Source organism: Methylobacterium sp. E-016 (assembly GCF_022829745.1).
Taxonomy (GTDB): Bacteria; Pseudomonadota; Alphaproteobacteria; order Rhizobiales; family Beijerinckiaceae; genus Methylobacterium.
In genome coordinates this window covers 1-15027 of sequence record NZ_JAKSYF010000039.1, presented here as the reverse complement: position 1 = coordinate 15027, position 15027 = coordinate 1, and the positions used below count along the sequence as shown (strand labels likewise).

17 protein-coding genes and 3 pseudogenes are annotated in these 15027 nt (G+C 64.3%); 6 read left to right on the top strand and 14 right to left on the bottom strand.

What is annotated here, in order from left to right:
• Positions 1-276, top strand: a pseudogene (locus tag MKK68_RS02475) (IS3 family transposase); the annotation flags it as partial.
• 470 nt (positions 277-746) lie between these two features.
• Entirely contained in the window at positions 747-1139 is a 393-nt protein-coding gene (locus MKK68_RS02470; protein WP_244028494.1) for a hypothetical protein, read from the top strand.
• A gap of 111 nt (positions 1140-1250) precedes the next feature.
• On the opposite strand, the gene MKK68_RS02465 is transcribed toward MKK68_RS02470, so the two are convergent.
• Positions 1251-1355 carry an SDR family oxidoreductase gene (locus tag MKK68_RS02465; protein WP_244028492.1) on the bottom strand — a complete coding sequence of 35 codons (105 nt, stop codon included), beginning with the start codon at positions 1353-1355 and terminating at the stop codon, positions 1251-1253.
• A gap of 36 nt (positions 1356-1391) precedes the next feature.
• Between MKK68_RS02465 and MKK68_RS02460 the strand changes: the two genes are divergently transcribed.
• A complete protein-coding gene (locus tag MKK68_RS02460; protein ID WP_244028491.1) occupies positions 1392-2015 on the top strand; it encodes a site-specific integrase in 624 nt (207 codons plus the stop codon).
• Between the two features lie 66 nt (positions 2016-2081).
• Here MKK68_RS02460 and MKK68_RS02455 read toward each other — a convergent pair whose 3' ends face one another.
• The 4 genes and pseudogenes from MKK68_RS02455 to MKK68_RS02440 all read right to left on the bottom strand — a co-directional run bounded on the left by MKK68_RS02455 (position 2082) and on the right by MKK68_RS02440 (position 5264).
• On the bottom strand, positions 2082-2759 hold the full coding sequence (locus tag MKK68_RS02455; RefSeq protein ID WP_244028489.1) for a class I SAM-dependent methyltransferase: 678 nt from the start codon (positions 2757-2759) through the stop codon (positions 2082-2084).
• A gap of 249 nt (positions 2760-3008) precedes the next feature.
• A pseudogene (locus tag MKK68_RS02450) lies at positions 3009-4209 on the bottom strand (IS3 family transposase).
• 423 nt (positions 4210-4632) lie between these two features.
• On the bottom strand, positions 4633-4998 hold the full coding sequence (locus tag MKK68_RS02445; RefSeq protein ID WP_244028488.1) for a hypothetical protein: 366 nt from the start codon (positions 4996-4998) through the stop codon (positions 4633-4635).
• Positions 4995-5264, bottom strand: a complete 270-nt coding sequence (locus MKK68_RS02440) for a hypothetical protein (protein WP_147843382.1) — start codon at positions 5262-5264, stop codon at positions 4995-4997. Before MKK68_RS02440 ends, MKK68_RS02445 begins: the two co-directional genes overlap by 4 nt.
• Positions 5265-5391: 127 nt before the next feature.
• Between MKK68_RS02440 and MKK68_RS02435 the strand changes: the two genes are divergently transcribed.
• Complete coding sequence (locus MKK68_RS02435; RefSeq protein ID WP_147843383.1) at positions 5392-5574, top strand: hypothetical protein; 183 nt, start codon at positions 5392-5394, stop codon at positions 5572-5574.
• Positions 5575-5615: 41 nt separating this feature from the next.
• On the opposite strand, the gene MKK68_RS02430 is transcribed toward MKK68_RS02435, so the two are convergent.
• The 6 genes from MKK68_RS02430 to MKK68_RS02405 all read right to left on the bottom strand — a co-directional run bounded on the left by MKK68_RS02430 (position 5616) and on the right by MKK68_RS02405 (position 9039).
• The gene (locus MKK68_RS02430; protein WP_147843384.1) at positions 5616-5957 is read right to left on the bottom strand and encodes a DUF6883 domain-containing protein; all 342 of its coding nucleotides are present in this window, start codon (positions 5955-5957) and stop codon (positions 5616-5618) included.
• Positions 5954-6205, bottom strand: a complete 252-nt coding sequence (locus MKK68_RS02425; protein ID WP_244028486.1) for a DUF4926 domain-containing protein — start codon at positions 6203-6205, stop codon at positions 5954-5956. The genes MKK68_RS02430 and MKK68_RS02425 overlap by 4 nt, the downstream gene beginning before the upstream one ends.
• A 264-nt stretch (positions 6206-6469) precedes the next feature.
• Positions 6470-6772 carry a hypothetical protein gene (locus tag MKK68_RS02420; protein ID WP_244028484.1) on the bottom strand — a complete coding sequence of 101 codons (303 nt, stop codon included), beginning with the start codon at positions 6770-6772 and terminating at the stop codon, positions 6470-6472.
• 26 nt (positions 6773-6798) lie between these two features.
• Complete coding sequence (locus tag MKK68_RS02415; RefSeq protein ID WP_147843387.1) at positions 6799-7230, bottom strand: hypothetical protein; 432 nt, start codon at positions 7228-7230, stop codon at positions 6799-6801.
• Positions 7231-8197: 967 nt separating this feature from the next.
• Positions 8198-8473: a hypothetical protein gene (locus MKK68_RS02410; RefSeq protein WP_243985934.1), complete on the bottom strand. Its 276-nt coding sequence runs from the start codon at positions 8471-8473 to the stop codon at positions 8198-8200.
• A 308-nt stretch (positions 8474-8781) separates the two neighbouring features.
• Positions 8782-9039: a multiprotein-bridging factor 1 family protein gene (locus tag MKK68_RS02405; RefSeq protein ID WP_244028496.1), complete on the bottom strand. Its 258-nt coding sequence runs from the start codon at positions 9037-9039 to the stop codon at positions 8782-8784.
• Between the two features lie 456 nt (positions 9040-9495).
• On the opposite strand from MKK68_RS02405, the gene MKK68_RS02400 reads away from it, so the two are divergent.
• Positions 9496-10701: a tyrosine-type recombinase/integrase gene (locus MKK68_RS02400; protein ID WP_244028467.1), complete on the top strand. Its 1206-nt coding sequence runs from the start codon at positions 9496-9498 to the stop codon at positions 10699-10701.
• Between the two features lie 196 nt (positions 10702-10897).
• On the opposite strand, the gene MKK68_RS02395 is transcribed toward MKK68_RS02400, so the two are convergent.
• The 3 genes and pseudogenes from MKK68_RS02395 to MKK68_RS02385 all read right to left on the bottom strand — a co-directional run.
• Positions 10898-11632: a tyrosine-type recombinase/integrase gene (locus MKK68_RS02395; protein ID WP_244028465.1), complete on the bottom strand. Its 735-nt coding sequence runs from the start codon at positions 11630-11632 to the stop codon at positions 10898-10900.
• 186 nt (positions 11633-11818) lie between these two features.
• Entirely contained in the window at positions 11819-13756 is a 1938-nt protein-coding gene (locus MKK68_RS02390) for a hypothetical protein (RefSeq protein WP_244028464.1), read from the bottom strand.
• Between the two features lie 618 nt (positions 13757-14374).
• A pseudogene (locus MKK68_RS02385) lies at positions 14375-14879 on the bottom strand (transposase); the annotation flags it as partial.
• Between the two features lie 5 nt (positions 14880-14884).
• Between MKK68_RS02385 and MKK68_RS02380 the strand changes: the two are divergent.
• The coding region (locus tag MKK68_RS02380) for a transposase (RefSeq protein WP_409567143.1) at positions 14885-15027 on the top strand (143 nt) is incomplete at its 3' end.

Here is a 15027-nt window from a genome sequence, read left to right as displayed (position 1 = left end):
CTGCAGGCAGCGGGCTGGCAGGCGGGGAAAGACCGGGTTCAGCGGATCTGGCGTCGTGAGGGGCTCAAGGTTCCGCAAAAGCATCGGCCGCGAAGCCGGCTGTGGTTGAACGATGGCTCATGCGTACGGCTGCGGCCTCTCCATCGCAATCACGTCTGGAGCTTCGACTTTGTGCAGGGCCAGACCCATGACGGGCGAAGCCTGCGTATCCTGACGCTGATCGACGAGCACAGTCGCGCCTGCCTAGCGCTGAAGGTCGCGAGGCGCATCAACACGCCAACTATAGCGCAACGAGCGTGCCGGTGCCGAAGGGTGTCGGCCCGGTCTCTGGCCGGCTGCTACTAACACAATGATGTGTGTCGACAGCCTCCCTTTCGAGGAGATGGGGCGGTAGCCGTATGCCCGTCATGGGCCGGGACCCGCAGGTCCGCCCTACGACCAACAAGAAGGGAGTGGGAGGGATTTCTGTCCGTCCACTTCCAGGCGCGGGGTCCCTGATGCAGGCGCCGCATAGGTGCACGAAGTGGTTTGCCGACTGCTTGGACAGTGACGTCGGAACCTCAGGGCGGAGGTGGTGCAGCGGTTATCTGAGAGATAGGCTCGGTTTTCACTGAGCCAGAAATCAAGCATATACTCCGGCCCATTATGGACAAAGCTATAACTTAAACATCGCCATTATGTCAAAATTAACTAATTTATCCAATTATTAGCGGCTGAAATACTCTCGAAACTTTCTAGATTTACTCATGCCGGGGGATCAAAACGAAAATAAAGCGCAGGTCTGTCTTATGGGAGCTTCGATAAAGCGGCACGTTCTCGCATCCGCAGCAGGGTTGGCCTGCTGTCTCGTGTGCCTCCAGGCCTACGCCAACGCATCGACCGTCGCCGGCATCGTCATTCAGAAAGCCAAGCAATTCGGCTTCCAGGCGGTCACCCTGCAGGCCGGCGGATCCATCGTGCTGTCCAACGAAGAGGCGACGTCCGTCCACCACGCCTATATCGAGGCGGACGGGGTCCACCGCGATTTCGGCGACCAAGAGCCCGGCAGCCGCACCACGATGGTGTTCCCGCAAAGGGGCGACTTCCTCGTCCTCTGCGGCGTGCACCCAAAGATGAAGCTCGCCGTCCATGTCGACTAAAGGCCTATCGCGCCGGGGACCGAGGGGTGACTTCCGCTGCGCTTGATGTCCATGGGATCCATCCTTTGTCGTTTGCAGAACTGCGCCTCAGAGCGACCAACCAGCGTCGACCTAGATCGACGCGCCGGTGACGAACGCGCCGAGGTCCGAACACATCCACAGGATGGCTTCGGCAATCTCCTCGGGCTCCAAGGGCATCCGCTGCCGGATCGGCACGGTCCCGACGCAGAGGGCGCCACGACCGCCGACATCATGGCCGCGATCCTGATGCGGACGCCAGACACCCTGACAAGGAAGTGCAACCGGGCGCTGCTGGCGCTTGGGTTCGCAGGCGCCTTCCGCCGGTCCGAATTGGTCGCCCTCGACGTGGCCGATCTCCGCGACGATGCGGAAGGGCTGCGCGTCCTGGTTCGCCGGTCGAAGGTCGATCAGGAAGGGCAGGGGTTCGAGAAGGCGATCCCGCACGGTCGCTTCATCCGACCGGTGGCGCTGGTGTGCGAATGGCTCGACGCCGCCGGGATCACGGATGGCCCCCTATTCCGACCGGTGTCGCGATCGGGGAACGTGCGGAAGGCTAAGTTGGACTTAGGGCATGAGGGTTCGGCGGAGGAAGTGGGAACCGAACTCCCCGAGCCGCGCCTAACCACGCAGGCCGTCGCCGACATCATGAAGCGGTACACAACGGCTGCTGGGCTCGATGCCTCGACGTTCGGGGCGCACTCGCTGCGGGCCGGCTACATCACGTCGGCCGCCGAGCGGGGTGCCGACCTCGCCCGCATCATGGATCAGTCAGGACACCGCGATCCTCGCACTGTGGTTGGCTACATCCGCCGGGCAAATGCCTTCAAGGGGCACTCGGGGAGCGGGTTTTTGTAGGATGCGTACGAACGCGCCTTACATGCAGGCGCGCTCAGGGATCGCCCTAGCTACAGCAGTTAACGTCTAGATAGGCGCCAGCGGCTTTCCGAACTTGCACTTACCCCGCAACTCCCACCGATTTTCGATGCAATGCTGGTTGCAGAACGTATCTACCGCCCTTTGGACCCCTGGGAAACGTCCGCCTGAGGAGTCGTAGTCGTCCGCGATGAACAACCCGCCGGGGCGAAGCACCGACCACCACGCAGCGAGGTCAGCGGCGACGGAGGCCTCTTCGTGACCGGCGTCGAGATGGACCACGTCGACTTCTACACCGCGTAGGCGCATCAGCTCCGCAGCATTCACCGAGTCCAGGGGCAGCGGTACCACCCTGTCAGCTAGGCCTTCGCGGAGGACGTTAGCCAGGAACGTACGGTACAGGCTCGGGTAGCCGTGCTCGATCGCCAACTCAGCGAACAAGCTAGCGTCTGTCCAGTGATCAACGGCGCCAAGCCACGTATCGACGGCGATCACCGTACCCGTGACGCCGTGTGCCGCCATCGCCTTTGCCATGTGCACGGCGCTCGCGCCTTTCCAGGTGCCGACCTCGACAACGACGCTCGGCCGCCACTCACGAACTGCGTCTTCGAGGAAGGCGTGCTGACTGCGCCAGCCTTGGAGATCGAGAGGCCGCAGTGTGGTGGGTGGGTTCGTAAAGGGGTCTTGCCCATGCCAAAGGGCGGCAAGGATTTCGTTACGTGTCACGGTATCTCCAACGGTGGCGCATCCTGTTCCGGCGAAAGGCTCTGGGGGACCTGTTTCGAGGGGTCAATGCGACCCAGTCGATGACTTCGCTGGATCGCTTCGGGTTTCCAGCACCCAAGGGGCACGCCGGAGGCAGGCTCCTGTGATGCAACCTAATCTTAGGTGAAGGCAGAGCGCTGGGGGCTGATAAGTCCACTTATTGGCCCCCAGGGATATGATCGGCCCCCGCGAGGTGGTCCAAGGGTGAAGTTAGTGCACGGTGGGCCGCTCCGCCACGAGTAGCTTGGCCGGCGGAGCTGGTCGGGCGAGCGCAGCCGGCCAAGCGGAGAAGGCTGGCACGAACACCTCCGGTGCCGGCGGCTGGTATTTCAGCGATGCATGCGGGCGCACGCCGTTGTAGTGACGGCGCCAGCTTTCGATGACGACCTGCGCTTCCCTGAGTGTGTAGAAGATCTCGCCGTTGAGGAGTTCGTCGCGAAGCCGTGCGTTGAAGCTTTCGACGTAGCCATTCTCCCACGGTGAGCCTGGCGTGATGTAGGCCGTCTTTGCTCCGACGCCGGTGATCCAAGCTTGTACGATCTTCGCAACGAACTCCGGGCCGTTATCCGAACGGATATGGCCCGGTACGCCACGCAGGATGAACAGGTCCGAGAGCACGTCGATGACGTCGGTTGCCTTCAGCTTGCGGGCGACTCGGATCGCCAGGCATTCATGCGTGAACTCGCTGCGCGGTCCTTCGGTTCGTCGACCACGTTGAGCATCCGGATCTTGCGTCCATCATGCGTGCGCGCCTCGACGAAGTCGTACGACCACACGTGATTGCGGTGTTCCGGACGAAGACGGACGCAGGAGCCGTCGTTGTCCCAGATCCGCCCCCGCTTGGGCTGTCTGGCTGGGACCTTCAGACCCTCACGCCGCCAAATGCGCTCGACGCGCTTGTCGTTCACGAACCATCCGGCCGCCTTCAGCAGCGCGCTGATCTTGCGGTAGCCATAGCGTCCGTACTTCTCAGCCAACGCCACGAGATCGGCCGTCAGCGCCTCTTCATCATCGCGGCCCCGCGGTACCTTGCGCTGTGTCGAGCGATGCTGTCCGAGCGCCCTGCAGGCACGGCGCTCGGAGACGGTCATCGTCCGCATGATGCGCTCGACACAGGCGCGTCGGCGCGCAGGGCTCAGAAGTTTCCCCGGGACGCCTCCTGCAGGATCAGCTTGTCCAGCGTCAAATCGGCGATGGCTTTTCGAAGCCGAGCATTCTCGGTCTCAAGACTCTTCATCCGTCGAACTTGATCCGACTTCAGGCCGCCAAACTCACGTCGCCACCGGTAGTATGTCACCGAACTCACACCGAGCGCGCGGATTGCATCGGCCACGCTCTGGCCCTGTGAGATCAGCACGTCTGCCTGACGTAGCTTCGCGACGATCTCCTCGGGCTTCGGGGGCTTTGCCATCTTGTCCGTCCTCCAGGCTCAAAAGCCATACCAAAGGGCGGACCACTTCAATGGGGGCTGACCAGCTCGCGAATTGTTCGCCCCGGATGAGCTTGCGCAGTTGCGCCGGTTCGCGGGCGCGCTGCGGGCAACGATCCTGCCGGATGGCTCGATGCGGCCCGGCGGCGAGCGCACGGCCAGCGTCGCGGCGAAGGCCCTCGACGTGCTCGCGGGCATGATCGCGTTCAAGGTCGGCGGCCTGCCGGGCGGCGGCGGGCACCTATGGCGCCAAGGTCGAGCAACGCGCCCTTGTCGGCGGTGTCGGTGCGATGAAGGCGCGGGCATCGTTCGGGGGCGGGGCGCCACGGATGCCGGCGCCGCCTCTGGCTCTGCCGACCGATCGGCTCGGCGTGGGTGCGGGTTTGTACGCTGGAACCGAGTAGATCAGTCAGGCCAGCGTCCGCGCTCGATGCGGTAGCGGACGAAGGGATAGGCCAGGATCGCAAATAGGAGGATCGTGGTTGCCGCGCTGAGCCCAGAGCCTGATCGGCGCCAAGCGTCGGCATGGAGGAAAAACAGCGTGCCAACGGCGAGCCAAATGCCGAGCTGCAGTTGCAGAACACGCGGGAGTGCCAGGGGCAGGCGTGACTGGCTATTTTTCGAGAACCCTTCTGCCGTATGATCGCTGATGCTGCCTCGGCAGCCAGTAGTTCTTCCCAATCCGCTGGGGTGGCCCTGCTTGACCCCTACGGGCTTCATCAAGGCAGTCTTGCTCTGGCCGCCCATTGTGTCGTTGGGCACGGCGCTCATCTGCCAAGTGTCGCGATACGCTGCTGGGCGTAGAGACGATCGATTTCAGCGACCGCCTGCTGGCGATCCTCCATCGCGGACTCCAGCATGGCGACGGCAGTTATCGAGGCTGGATCCGTGGCACCGAGGCCTGTCTTCAACGTCTCGATCCGCTGCTTGGCCAAATCGTTGTGCCCTTCGTACCAAGTGCGCATGTCCTGAAGCGCCTTGCTGTAGCCCGCGCCCTCCTCGCGGGTCAGGTTGTGTGCTTTCGTACGCCCGCTCATGCCATTACCTACATCTGCACTGGCAGCGGTACTGCCAAAATTGCCTCGACGTAGACCCTCGTATGGCCGATCGAGATTAAGTAAGACTCTACCTTGTCGGGCTAGGTAAGCCTCGCTACAGCGCGCCATGGACAAGCTCGAAGCTCTTCTCGACCGTCTCAAGGCACGCCAGCGCGACCTCATCATGGAAGCTGCTCAGTACGATACGATGCCGGCAGACAGCACGTTGAAGCGAATTGCGGAGTTGGAGAACGCTATCGCGGCGGTTGAGGCCGTAGCGGGAGAAGAGGCAAGCAAGGCCAAAAAATAGCCGCAGCAGGATAGCCGCCGGAGTGCGGTTACCGAGATGGGTTAGCGAGTGAGCGGTACGGCCGTGACGAAGTGCATCTGGCGTGGCTCACGCGGCTCCCAAACCGTCCGTAATGGCATTTCGCGGCCGTCTGGTGCCGTCACTTCCCCCTCAAACACCACCAACAGCACGCCTCGCGCCGAGATCGATTGAACACCGGGAAGGTTGCGAGCCACATGCTCAGCCAACGCGTTCGCAAGCGTTAGCGGATCATCGGGGGTGAACCCGAAGCGCATCAGGTATTTGGCCTTTGAGGCACCACGCTTGCTTGTTAGATCTAGAAGGTAGCGCGAGATTTTCGGCCGATCAATCAGCCACGAAACCTCGACTTCATCGGAACTCAAGACGCGGCGGGCTCGGCCATGCGGATTTCGTCGGGGCCGACCGAAGCGAGGGTGCCCTCCGGCTGGGCGAACTCCACCACGTAGGCTTCGCCGCCGCGGAAGACGCTGACGATCGTGCCTTCGGTTCCGGCGGGGATCGAGATACCATCGTTGCTCATCACCGCAGCCGTCAGCACCACATCATCGAGGTCCTGAAGGCTCGACGGGGGTAGGTCCTGCTGGAAGCGGTAGGCGAACTGAACCGACATACCGGTAAGATGACTGCTCTGCCCAACTTGGGCAAGGCAGCGGTTCCCGATTTCCCGATAGACCGGGTTCCCCGATCCCCCATGAACCTGCGCGGCAACGACGAACCCCCGCCGCGGTTCTTATCGGGCTCGCGCCTTGCCCGTGTCCGCGTTCTCGTAGGCCGCTACGACCGCGGCCGATATGCGAAGCAGCCTCCCCCCGAGCAGACTCCCTGCCAGGTCGCCTCGCTTGATCATGTTGCGGACATGGGTGCCCGAGCACCGCTACCGCTCGGCCAACGTCTCAGGTGTGTAGACGTTGGGGTGGCCCGGCCATTCCTTGGACATCATGGGCGTGTCCCTCTGCTTCTGCGGAGGCTTCCCGTTGGGCTGCACCTCATCAGCCGAGGCCGCCTCGAACGCTGCATCAAGGGCCATTCTGCCCCAGACGGCGGTCACGCCGAGTTGCCGGGCAGACGGAAGCTGGCCGACCCGCACGAGGGCGCTGGAGGCGGTGGGGGTGAGCCCGAGGTATCGAGCAGCAGCAGCGAGATCGAGGCCGCGTGGCGGGTAGGCGTAGGGGTCCATGATGTCTGGCACCTGCCTGGCTCCCGTCATGGCGAATAGACTCCCCGAAACAGGTCTCCCATCGCCCGGCGCCGGAACAGCGTTCGCCAGCGCCGTCGCTGATGCTCAGGCCGGTCGTGGTTCACGTGGCAGCGCTGGCAAAACGCGACGAGGTTGGCATCCGCGTTGTTCGCGGTGTCGTGGTCCCGATGCGCCGTCGCGAGCACGACGCGTGTCGTGCGCAGGCTTCCCGTCAGGTTATCCAGGGTCGGCAGTTCGGCGAGGTTCTTGCCCTTCCCGTCGCGCCAGGCGCCGATCTGAGCGTCCCACCAGCGCCCATCGCCGAGATGGTAGACGATACGCCCATGCGGCCGTCCGCAGCCCTCACAGGCACTGCCGGCGCGCTGAAACCGGACCATGGCCGACAGTTCGCGCCAGTCGATGGGGTAGAAGTTGCGGTGCTCGGGGCGGATCGGCACTCGGTGGCTGTCCAGTGCGGGTGGGCTCCGAGTCCAACCATACAGGTGAAAACCTGACGGATGGCAGTCCTTCAAAGCGTCCGAAAAGGGTGGGAAGCGGACGCCATACTGCGCCTTATGCGAACCAAGTGCGGTCCCTCGGCTCAGTGGCTCGCATCTCCCTTTGAGCGATGGCGGTTCGACCAGAGATAGATTGATCTAACAGTAACCCCCAGAGTTCCGCCTACTACGATACCCCACATTAGTAAGCCGCTGACTATTTGATCGAAAAAGGTAACTTTGTGCGTAGTAGAACTTACAGATAAAAATAAATAAGTTACCGTTGACGCAATAAATAAAATATAAACTATAAAACCAGACAACTTATTGGTTTGAAGCGCAATTAAAAATGGTATACACAATGATAGAAACGATTGTTGCAAATCCTATATAAGGGTTCATAGATTTTACATTCTGTATGATGTGGGTCAAGGCAGCATGTAGGTTCAAGAGTAAGCTGTAAATTCGCTTATGCGAATTGGTCTGGCGTGCGCGAGGTCCGTTCTAGGTGGAAGGCAGATTTCGGAACAGGCATAGTTTTCGGAACAGGTCGAATAGAAATGGAAAATTTAACTTATGCGAAGCTGGTTTTTCAAGCTTGGGCTTGTCTGACCATATCAGTTTTAAGCGTTACTAAGTTCACATCCTCATGGAGAAATAGAAGTTTCCAATCGCGATACAGACTGTATGTGATATCAAAAAAGCCCGTGGAATATTGGTTGCTTATGGTTCTTACTTTGTCGATTAGTTTGATCTCAGTATTAAGTGGGATAATTGAAATCTACGTATTATACAAAAAAATCATATTTAGTATTTGATAATTCATTTTTTGAGCAGTATGGCCCGGTAGCAGACATGCCTCAATCCATAAATTCACGTATGTCACTTTGCCTCACGCGCGGGCGGGGTCCGCTATGGGTCGGAAGCGTTAGCGAATTAGCGGCGAGCGTAAGGCCAGCGTGGCGGCGAAGGCGCTCGACGTAGGGGGCGATAATGACGCCTGCCGCCTTGCACGGATCATCCAGGCGTCGCGATCGGCCCGTGTAACGGCCAACTCCCGATGCACCTCCTCAAGCCGGGCATGCATCTCGCCGGCATCGACGGCGGTCTCGATCAGGAGTTCCTGCGCCTCGGCGAGGGCTGCGCGCAACTCGGCGATCTCGGTGGCGAGCGTCAGGATCAGGGCTGCCGTGTCGTCGCTCATCCTTCAGCAACCTGTCTGATCCACCGTGGAGGGCGCCGCATCCACGGCCAGCAGGTCGCCCGATCTGTTGCGGCGGTCCTGTTTGCCCCTTCAAGCAGGGCCGCCACCCCTTCGAGGCTTCGAACGGGCCATAAGCCGGCGTCGGCGGTTCTCGTTCCCCGCAGCACCGACCTTACGCAACCACTCGGCCCGAGGCGTCACAGGCGCTATGCAGGGAACTTGCCCGCATCAACCTGTCGTCGTGTGCGCCCTGTGCTGGGCTGCCTGTCGGCGGACCAAGCAATCGACGCCACAATCAACACATTGCCTTACCCGCCATCGGACTGCGTATCAGCGTTATTTCCGATGAGTCGAATGCCCAGACCGGTTCCCTTAGTGAGGTCGGTGGTCACTCCAGCCTCACTCAGAGCACGCTCGATCGCCTCAAGTGTCGCGTGGTGAGGATCGCGTGCGCCGCGCTCGAAATCCACGAGGGTACGCAGGCCGATCCTCGCGGCAGTAGCCAACTGCTCACGGCTCCAATCCAGCAAGGCGCGCGCCGCGCGACACTGAGCAGAAGTGATCATAGCAGCGAACAGGTCGCACTTTTCATGCGCATAATAATTGACATCTATCGCGCAATACCGCACTATTGATGTGCACCTAACCACTTCCATGTAGACATGCAACGCCGATCATCAAGCCAGTCCGTTTACAAGTTCGCCTACGGATCAAAATTGCCGGACGAAGGACCCATCTAAATGTCCCGCCACGCTCCTCAGGTCACACATGCAGACACCGCTCGCGGGATACGTGCGGGCTAGGACGACCATGATGGGTAGGGCGCTACACATCCCCGACGCATCGGAGATCACCGACGAGACGCCGCTGCGGCTCGATGTGGCCGCGGCACTCGCCTACCCGGGCGGCGGCATGACCGCCTCCGGCCTGCGCACGGAAAAGGCTCGCGGGCGGCTAGCCGTCGAGCGCGTCGCTGGCCGTGATTGGACGACCCTCGGCGCCATCGCGAGAATGAGAGAGCTATGCCGCGTCAACGCAAACCCGCCCGACTCTGGCTTCGACCTGAGCGGAAGCGGAGCGGCAAGGTCGCGTCACGAGCGGCCTGGCTCATCCTCGACGGAGGCAAGCAGTACCCCACAGGATGCTTTGAGGGCGATCTTGCAGCAGCCGAACGCGCACTCGCAGAGCACAACATCGCCAAGCATGCCCCGTCGCGGTCGCTTCGGGACCTCGAAGCAATCCCGGTCGCGGACGTGCTGATCTTGTACCTTGAAGCGCGTCGACGCGTGATCGAAGCGTCCGACCCCATCGGCTATCGCCGGCTGAAGGGACGGATCGGCCGGCTGAACGACTTCTTCGGTGGCAAACGCCTGTCAGATATCAAAGGTCCACTGTGCCGCGACTATGTCGTTGCCAGGAAACGGACCGGCGGCGCCCGGCGAGACCTAGAAGACCTTCGGGCGGCCATCGGGCATCACCAGACCGAAGGCTTGCATCGTGGGATCGTCAAAGTCCCGTTGCCAGAGAAAGGGGAGGGGAGAGACCGCTTCCTAACGAGAGAGGAGGCCGCCGGCCTGCTCTGGGTGTGCTGGCGCTACCGCGAGAAGCAAACCGTCCATCGGGGCGCGAACCTCGGCCAGGCAGTTCAGACCGACAAGCGCCCACTTCGGCACCTCGCGCGGTTTATCCTGCTCGGCCTCTATACCGGCACACCTGCCGGAGTGCTTGCTGCTGCTTCGTTCCACCGCGGTAAGGGCAGGGCCTATGTCGATCTCGATAAGGGGCTGTTTTACCGGCGAGCCGAGGGCAATCGCGTTACGAAGAAGAGGCAGCCCGTCGTGAAGCTGCCATCGCACCTCGTGGCGCACTTGCGCCGCTGGGCGGTGACGCCGCGCCGCGATGGAACGATGCCCGAGTTCGCGGTCGAGTGGAACGGCAAGCCCGTTGCGTCGGTCAAGACGGCCTTCGCATCGGCGGTCCGCCTTGCCGGCCTTGAGGAAGCTGCTTCACCGCATGTCCTCCGGCACACCGCGGCGACTTGGCTGATGCAGCGCGGCGTCAGCATCTGGGAGGCGTCCGGCTTCCTCGGCATGACGCCTGACGTGTTGATCAACGTCTACGGTCACCACCACCCGGACTTTCAATCCGGCGCCGCGGGAGCCTTCAAAAACAGGGGCAAAAAGAGCGTTCCGTTGGGCAAATCGTTGGGCGACCGCCCCGGGGCATAAAACAATGCCTGCTTAAGTCGCTGCGATGATTGGTGGGCCCGGCAGGACTCGAACCTGCAACCAGACCGTTATGAGCGCGCTAGCCTTATCGTTCGACGCCCTGGGGGACCGCCGTCCCGGCACCCCTCGACACCCCCCAAAACCTGCCGGTTACCCCCTGTTTCGGTTCCGGTAGCGGTTCCGGCCCCAGCATCGGTCAGGCAGACTCCAGGACGGCGGCCAGCGACCGCACCGGCAGGCCGCGCCGGGCCAGCCGCGCGTCCCGGTTCCGCATCGCCACCGCGAGGTCCTGGTCGCGGTTGTAGGCCGTAGAGAACACGTCCCCGAGCTCGGCATCCGGCCGGGTGCGGCGGCGCCCCCCGGCGATCCCGCGCTGGTAGTCGGCCGCCCAGTGGCCGTACGTCTCCAGCAGGATCCGCTCGCTCATGCCGAGGTAGTGGGCGGCGTCCCATGACCGCACGCCCCGCTGCAGCAGCCAGGTCGCGCAGGTGTGCCGCGTCATGTGAGGCGAGCCGACGAGGCCGGCGGTCGCGAGCGCCACGCCGAACCCCTTGTTGACCTGTGCGACCGGCTGGCCGCGGAACTCGACGACGAACTCGCGTGACAGGCCGAGCCGGCGCCACCGGCGGATGTGCGCGAGCAGACGGTCGGGCAGGCGCACCGGCGGCTGCCGCTTGTTCGTGGCCGCCTTCCCGACGGCGAGGCGGTGGAACATGCCGCCGTCAAGGTCGAGCCAGGACCGACCCTCGACGCGTTCGAACGAGGCGGTCGCGATCGCACCGGCCCGGGTGCCCGTGTACAGGCCGAGCAGCACCGTGAACGCACAGGCGCGGCGGTACCGCTTCAGGGACGTCTCCGAGAGGAACGCGTCCTGCCACTGGGCGACCGCGTCGCAGATGTCGGACTGTACGGAGACGTCGATGCCGGGCATGGCCGCAGGATCGATTTAGAGGCGTGCCGGGGTCCACGTCACGGGGTGGGTGGAGGTCTCTCCTACCCCCGGATGTGAAGAGGGCCCCCGGTCGCCCGGAGAGCCCTTAGAGATGTGCTGCATCCCGTGCCGCTAGACACCCGTCAGATATACCCCCCGGCCTGGAAGGCGACAAGGGCGGCGGCGTCAGTAGCCCCGGCTGTCGTGTAGGTAGAAGTTCACGGACGGGTCGAGGGGCGCGAGCGGCGTGCCGGGGACGTGGCGGTGGCGAACCTGCCCGGCGAACCGGGACGCCCGCTTGGCAACGCGGCGCAGCCGTTCGGTCTCCTGCGCCATTTCGACCTGCATGGACCAGATCAGGGCTCGCTGGGCCGGGGTGTACCTGTCTATGGACCCTGGCGACGATGCCTGCGGAGACGGGCTGGACGGGGCTGCAGATCGATCCTGGCGGGGTGCGGCGGGAGCCCGGGGACGGGAGGCCCGGACAGGAGGTGCCGGGGGCGACGCGGAGGCCGGCAGAGGGGGGAGGCGCAGGGACTTCGAGGCAGGCTGCGGGTCGGAGACCACTATAGAGTGTGACACATCGTAGACGTTTTCGACCGTCTCGGACCCTGTTGCGGGGACGTCCACGATGAGGATCGGGGTGCACGCGACCTCGACGGTGACGACGCCATCGGGGTGCGCTTCCGCGTGGTCGATCGCCTTCGAGACCTGGGCTGCGCTGCAACCGAGCTCGGTGGCGCACTCGGCGATCGTCATCCCCGCGACGCGCATCGTCCACGCCCGACGGCCTATGGCCAGCCTGGCCTCGACCTGCGCCGTCCGGGTGGGGCTGTTCGGTGAGCGCCGCCTCCGGCATTCTCGCTGCCGCTCCGCCGCCGTCAGGGGCCGGGCACCTCCGGGGACGAGCAGCCGCAGCCCGAGATCGGCCGCCTCCTCGTCGGTGATGCCCAGGCGCTCGACGATCGTGCCGAGGGAGTAGTCGTAGAACGCGGGGCGCCGGACGCCGTCGTGGTCGACCGTCTCGCCGGCCTGGTGGGCGCGCATGCCACGCTCGACGCCGGAGAGGGCCGCGGCGACCTCGCGGACCGGCAGGCCGACGAGCGGGGCCAGCTGCTCGGCCCAGGCCTGGGCGTCGCCGCCCTCCGTCTGGGACAGGGCCACGGCGGCGAACAGCGTCCACCAGTCACGCATCCCCCTGGCGATCCCGCCCCGGGCCTCGCGCAGGGTATGGAGCTCGGCGAAGACCGTCGCCCACTTGGCTGCCGGGGAACGCCGGGGGCCGCGGGGACGGGCGGCGCGAACTGCGTCCGGGTTGGCCTCGGCGGCGGCCTTGCGCTCCACGCGCAGGGCGCGAAGCTCGGCGCGGGTCATGGGGCAGGCGGCGTCGCACAGCCCGTCGAAGTCGGCGACGGCGATGTCGGTCGGGGCGTCGGGCCACGCGCAGCGCGCCATGCGGCCACCCTTCGGGTTGATAGAGCCCCACAGCCGGAGGACGCGGGCAGGGTCGGTGGCGCCGCGGTCGAGGCCGAGGTCGCGCAGCATCCGCCACAGGGGCAACATGCGCGTCGTCCAGGCCGCCTCGCGGGCGTCGGGCTCGCGGCGGCCGCAGCGGACGGCGACGTTGCCGAGGGCGTCGAGGCAGGGGCCGCGAAGGGATTGCATCAGGCGCCGCCACCGGGGCAGGGCCACCCGGCCGAGGCCCGAGAACGTCCAGACCAAGTGGATCCCGTTGCCGCTGTCCGTGATCCAGGACGGGACCGGGAGGCTGGCCTCGGCGATCGCGTACAGCACCAGGGCGACGACCTCGGCGAGGTCGTGGTCGGCGAACGGCAGGCCGGCGCCGCGGAAGTCGAGGTCGAGGAAGGCGGACCCGATCGCCTCGACGCAGCCGGTGTGGCGACGGAGGTTGAACCGCAGCTGCGAGACGAACTGCGAGCCGGCGTCGGCCGTGGCCTCGCGCAGGGCGCGCCCGGAGTTCGCGACCAGGGCCTCGTCCCACCCGCCGGCACCATCGCGGGCGAGCGCGATCCGTCCGCGCGCGCCGGGTGCGTGCAGCAGGCCGACGTGCAGGCGCTGGAGCGCAAGGCGATTGGACGGGGACGGAAGGGGGGCGTGTGTCAATGCAGCGGCTCGTGACGCTCGCCGGGGCAGCACTCCCGACGCGCGAATAGGAATGTAGAACGCGGCGTCGCAAACTCCAAACGGCACTGCTCCCCAGACCGCATCCCGGGAGAGGAGCCGCCCTGCCGCGACCGTTGAATCGGATCTTAGAGCTCCGAATCCGGTTAGCGCGACCGGAAGAGGAACGATAGCATCAGTGCGGGCTTGCACGTATCGGACAGCACGCTGACCGTGGTCTCCTCAGATCTGAGGAGGCTTCCTTGCGCGCCCTTGCCCCCGTCGCCGCCCCTGCCACCTCGGCCCCGACCTGCGCCCTCCACGACTGCTCCGGGGTTCTGCGGGCGCGCGTCACGCTCCACGCCCTCCGCCGGTAAGGCGACAGGATCCTCGGCCTGGGGGAGGTCCTCGACGGTTTGGACGACTTGGAGGCGGTCTAGGCTATGACGGGCCTGGGGATCGATGTCCCAGCAATGCGGACGTGGCTCGTGCGATACGGTGGGGTGAGCGTCCGAGAGGGAACTTGAGCTTATTCTAGCCCCGTACCCATAAGTAAACGTTCCGTTTTGCGTCCATTACGGCCATCCAGATGGTTTTTCCGGCATTCCGTAAGACCCCGTTTCATAACGCTCGTGCCAGGCGTCTGACGAGGATCATAGCTGCTGCCAGGACGAAGAAGGCGAGTGCGGAAGAGGCCGTCGCCTCGTGATCACGGGCGAGCCTGCGGCATCGACTGATCCATCCGAAGGTTCGCTCGATGACCCAGCGTCGCGGTTGAACCGCAAAGCCCTTCTGTCCCTCGTCGGGCGCAATGATCTCGATGGTGATCGCCGTCGCGGTTCCGACGCGCTCGCCTCGATAAGCTCGGTCTGCGAAGCAGTGCGCCAGGAACGGCCAGAGACCGCGCGAGGCACGCAAAAGCGCAACTCCCCCATGGCTGTCGTGGAGGTCAGCAGGCGAGACGGCGGCGATCAGAAGACGGCCATCCGTGTCGGTCAGCGCGTGGCGTTTGCGGCCCACGACACGCCGGGGCTGGATCGTAGCCGCGTTCTCCATCGACGCCGACGCCGCCCGAGCGCGCCGCCTGCGCATCCATGACGGCACCCATCGGGCTGGCCTCACGCCCGGCGTGTGGTGGGCCGCAAACGCCACGCGCTGACCGACACGGATGGCCGTCTTCTGATCGCCGCCGTCTCGCCTGCTGACCTCCACGACAGCCATGGAGGCGTTGCGCTTTTGCGTGCCTCGCGCGGTCTCTGGCCGTTCCTGGCGCA

Bases quoted from the DNA above. Each gene is read 5' to 3' on its own strand.
- MKK68_RS02470 (WP_244028494.1), top strand. From the start codon at position 747: ATGCCGGGGGATCAAAACGAAAATAAAGCGCAGGTCTGTCTTATGGGA.
- MKK68_RS02460 (WP_244028491.1), top strand. From the start codon at position 1,392: ATGGCCGCGATCCTGATGCGGACGCCAGACACCCTGACAAGGAAGTGC.
- MKK68_RS02445 (WP_244028488.1), bottom strand. From the start codon at position 4,998: ATGAGCGCCGTGCCCAACGACACAATGGGCGGCCAGAGCAAGACTGCC.
- MKK68_RS02440 (WP_147843382.1), bottom strand. From the start codon at position 5,264: ATGAGCGGGCGTACGAAAGCACACAACCTGACCCGCGAGGAGGGCGCG.
- MKK68_RS02435 (WP_147843383.1), top strand. From the start codon at position 5,392: ATGGACAAGCTCGAAGCTCTTCTCGACCGTCTCAAGGCACGCCAGCGC.
- MKK68_RS02425 (WP_244028486.1), bottom strand. From the start codon at position 6,205: ATGTCGGTTCAGTTCGCCTACCGCTTCCAGCAGGACCTACCCCCGTCG.
- MKK68_RS02420 (WP_244028484.1), bottom strand. From the start codon at position 6,772: ATGGACCCCTACGCCTACCCGCCACGCGGCCTCGATCTCGCTGCTGCT.
- MKK68_RS02410 (WP_243985934.1), bottom strand. From the start codon at position 8,473: ATGAGCGACGACACGGCAGCCCTGATCCTGACGCTCGCCACCGAGATC.
- MKK68_RS02405 (WP_244028496.1), bottom strand. From the start codon at position 9,039: ATGATCACTTCTGCTCAGTGTCGCGCGGCGCGCGCCTTGCTGGATTGG.
- MKK68_RS02400 (WP_244028467.1), top strand. From the start codon at position 9,496: ATGCCGCGTCAACGCAAACCCGCCCGACTCTGGCTTCGACCTGAGCGG.
- MKK68_RS02395 (WP_244028465.1), bottom strand. From the start codon at position 11,632: ATGCCCGGCATCGACGTCTCCGTACAGTCCGACATCTGCGACGCGGTC.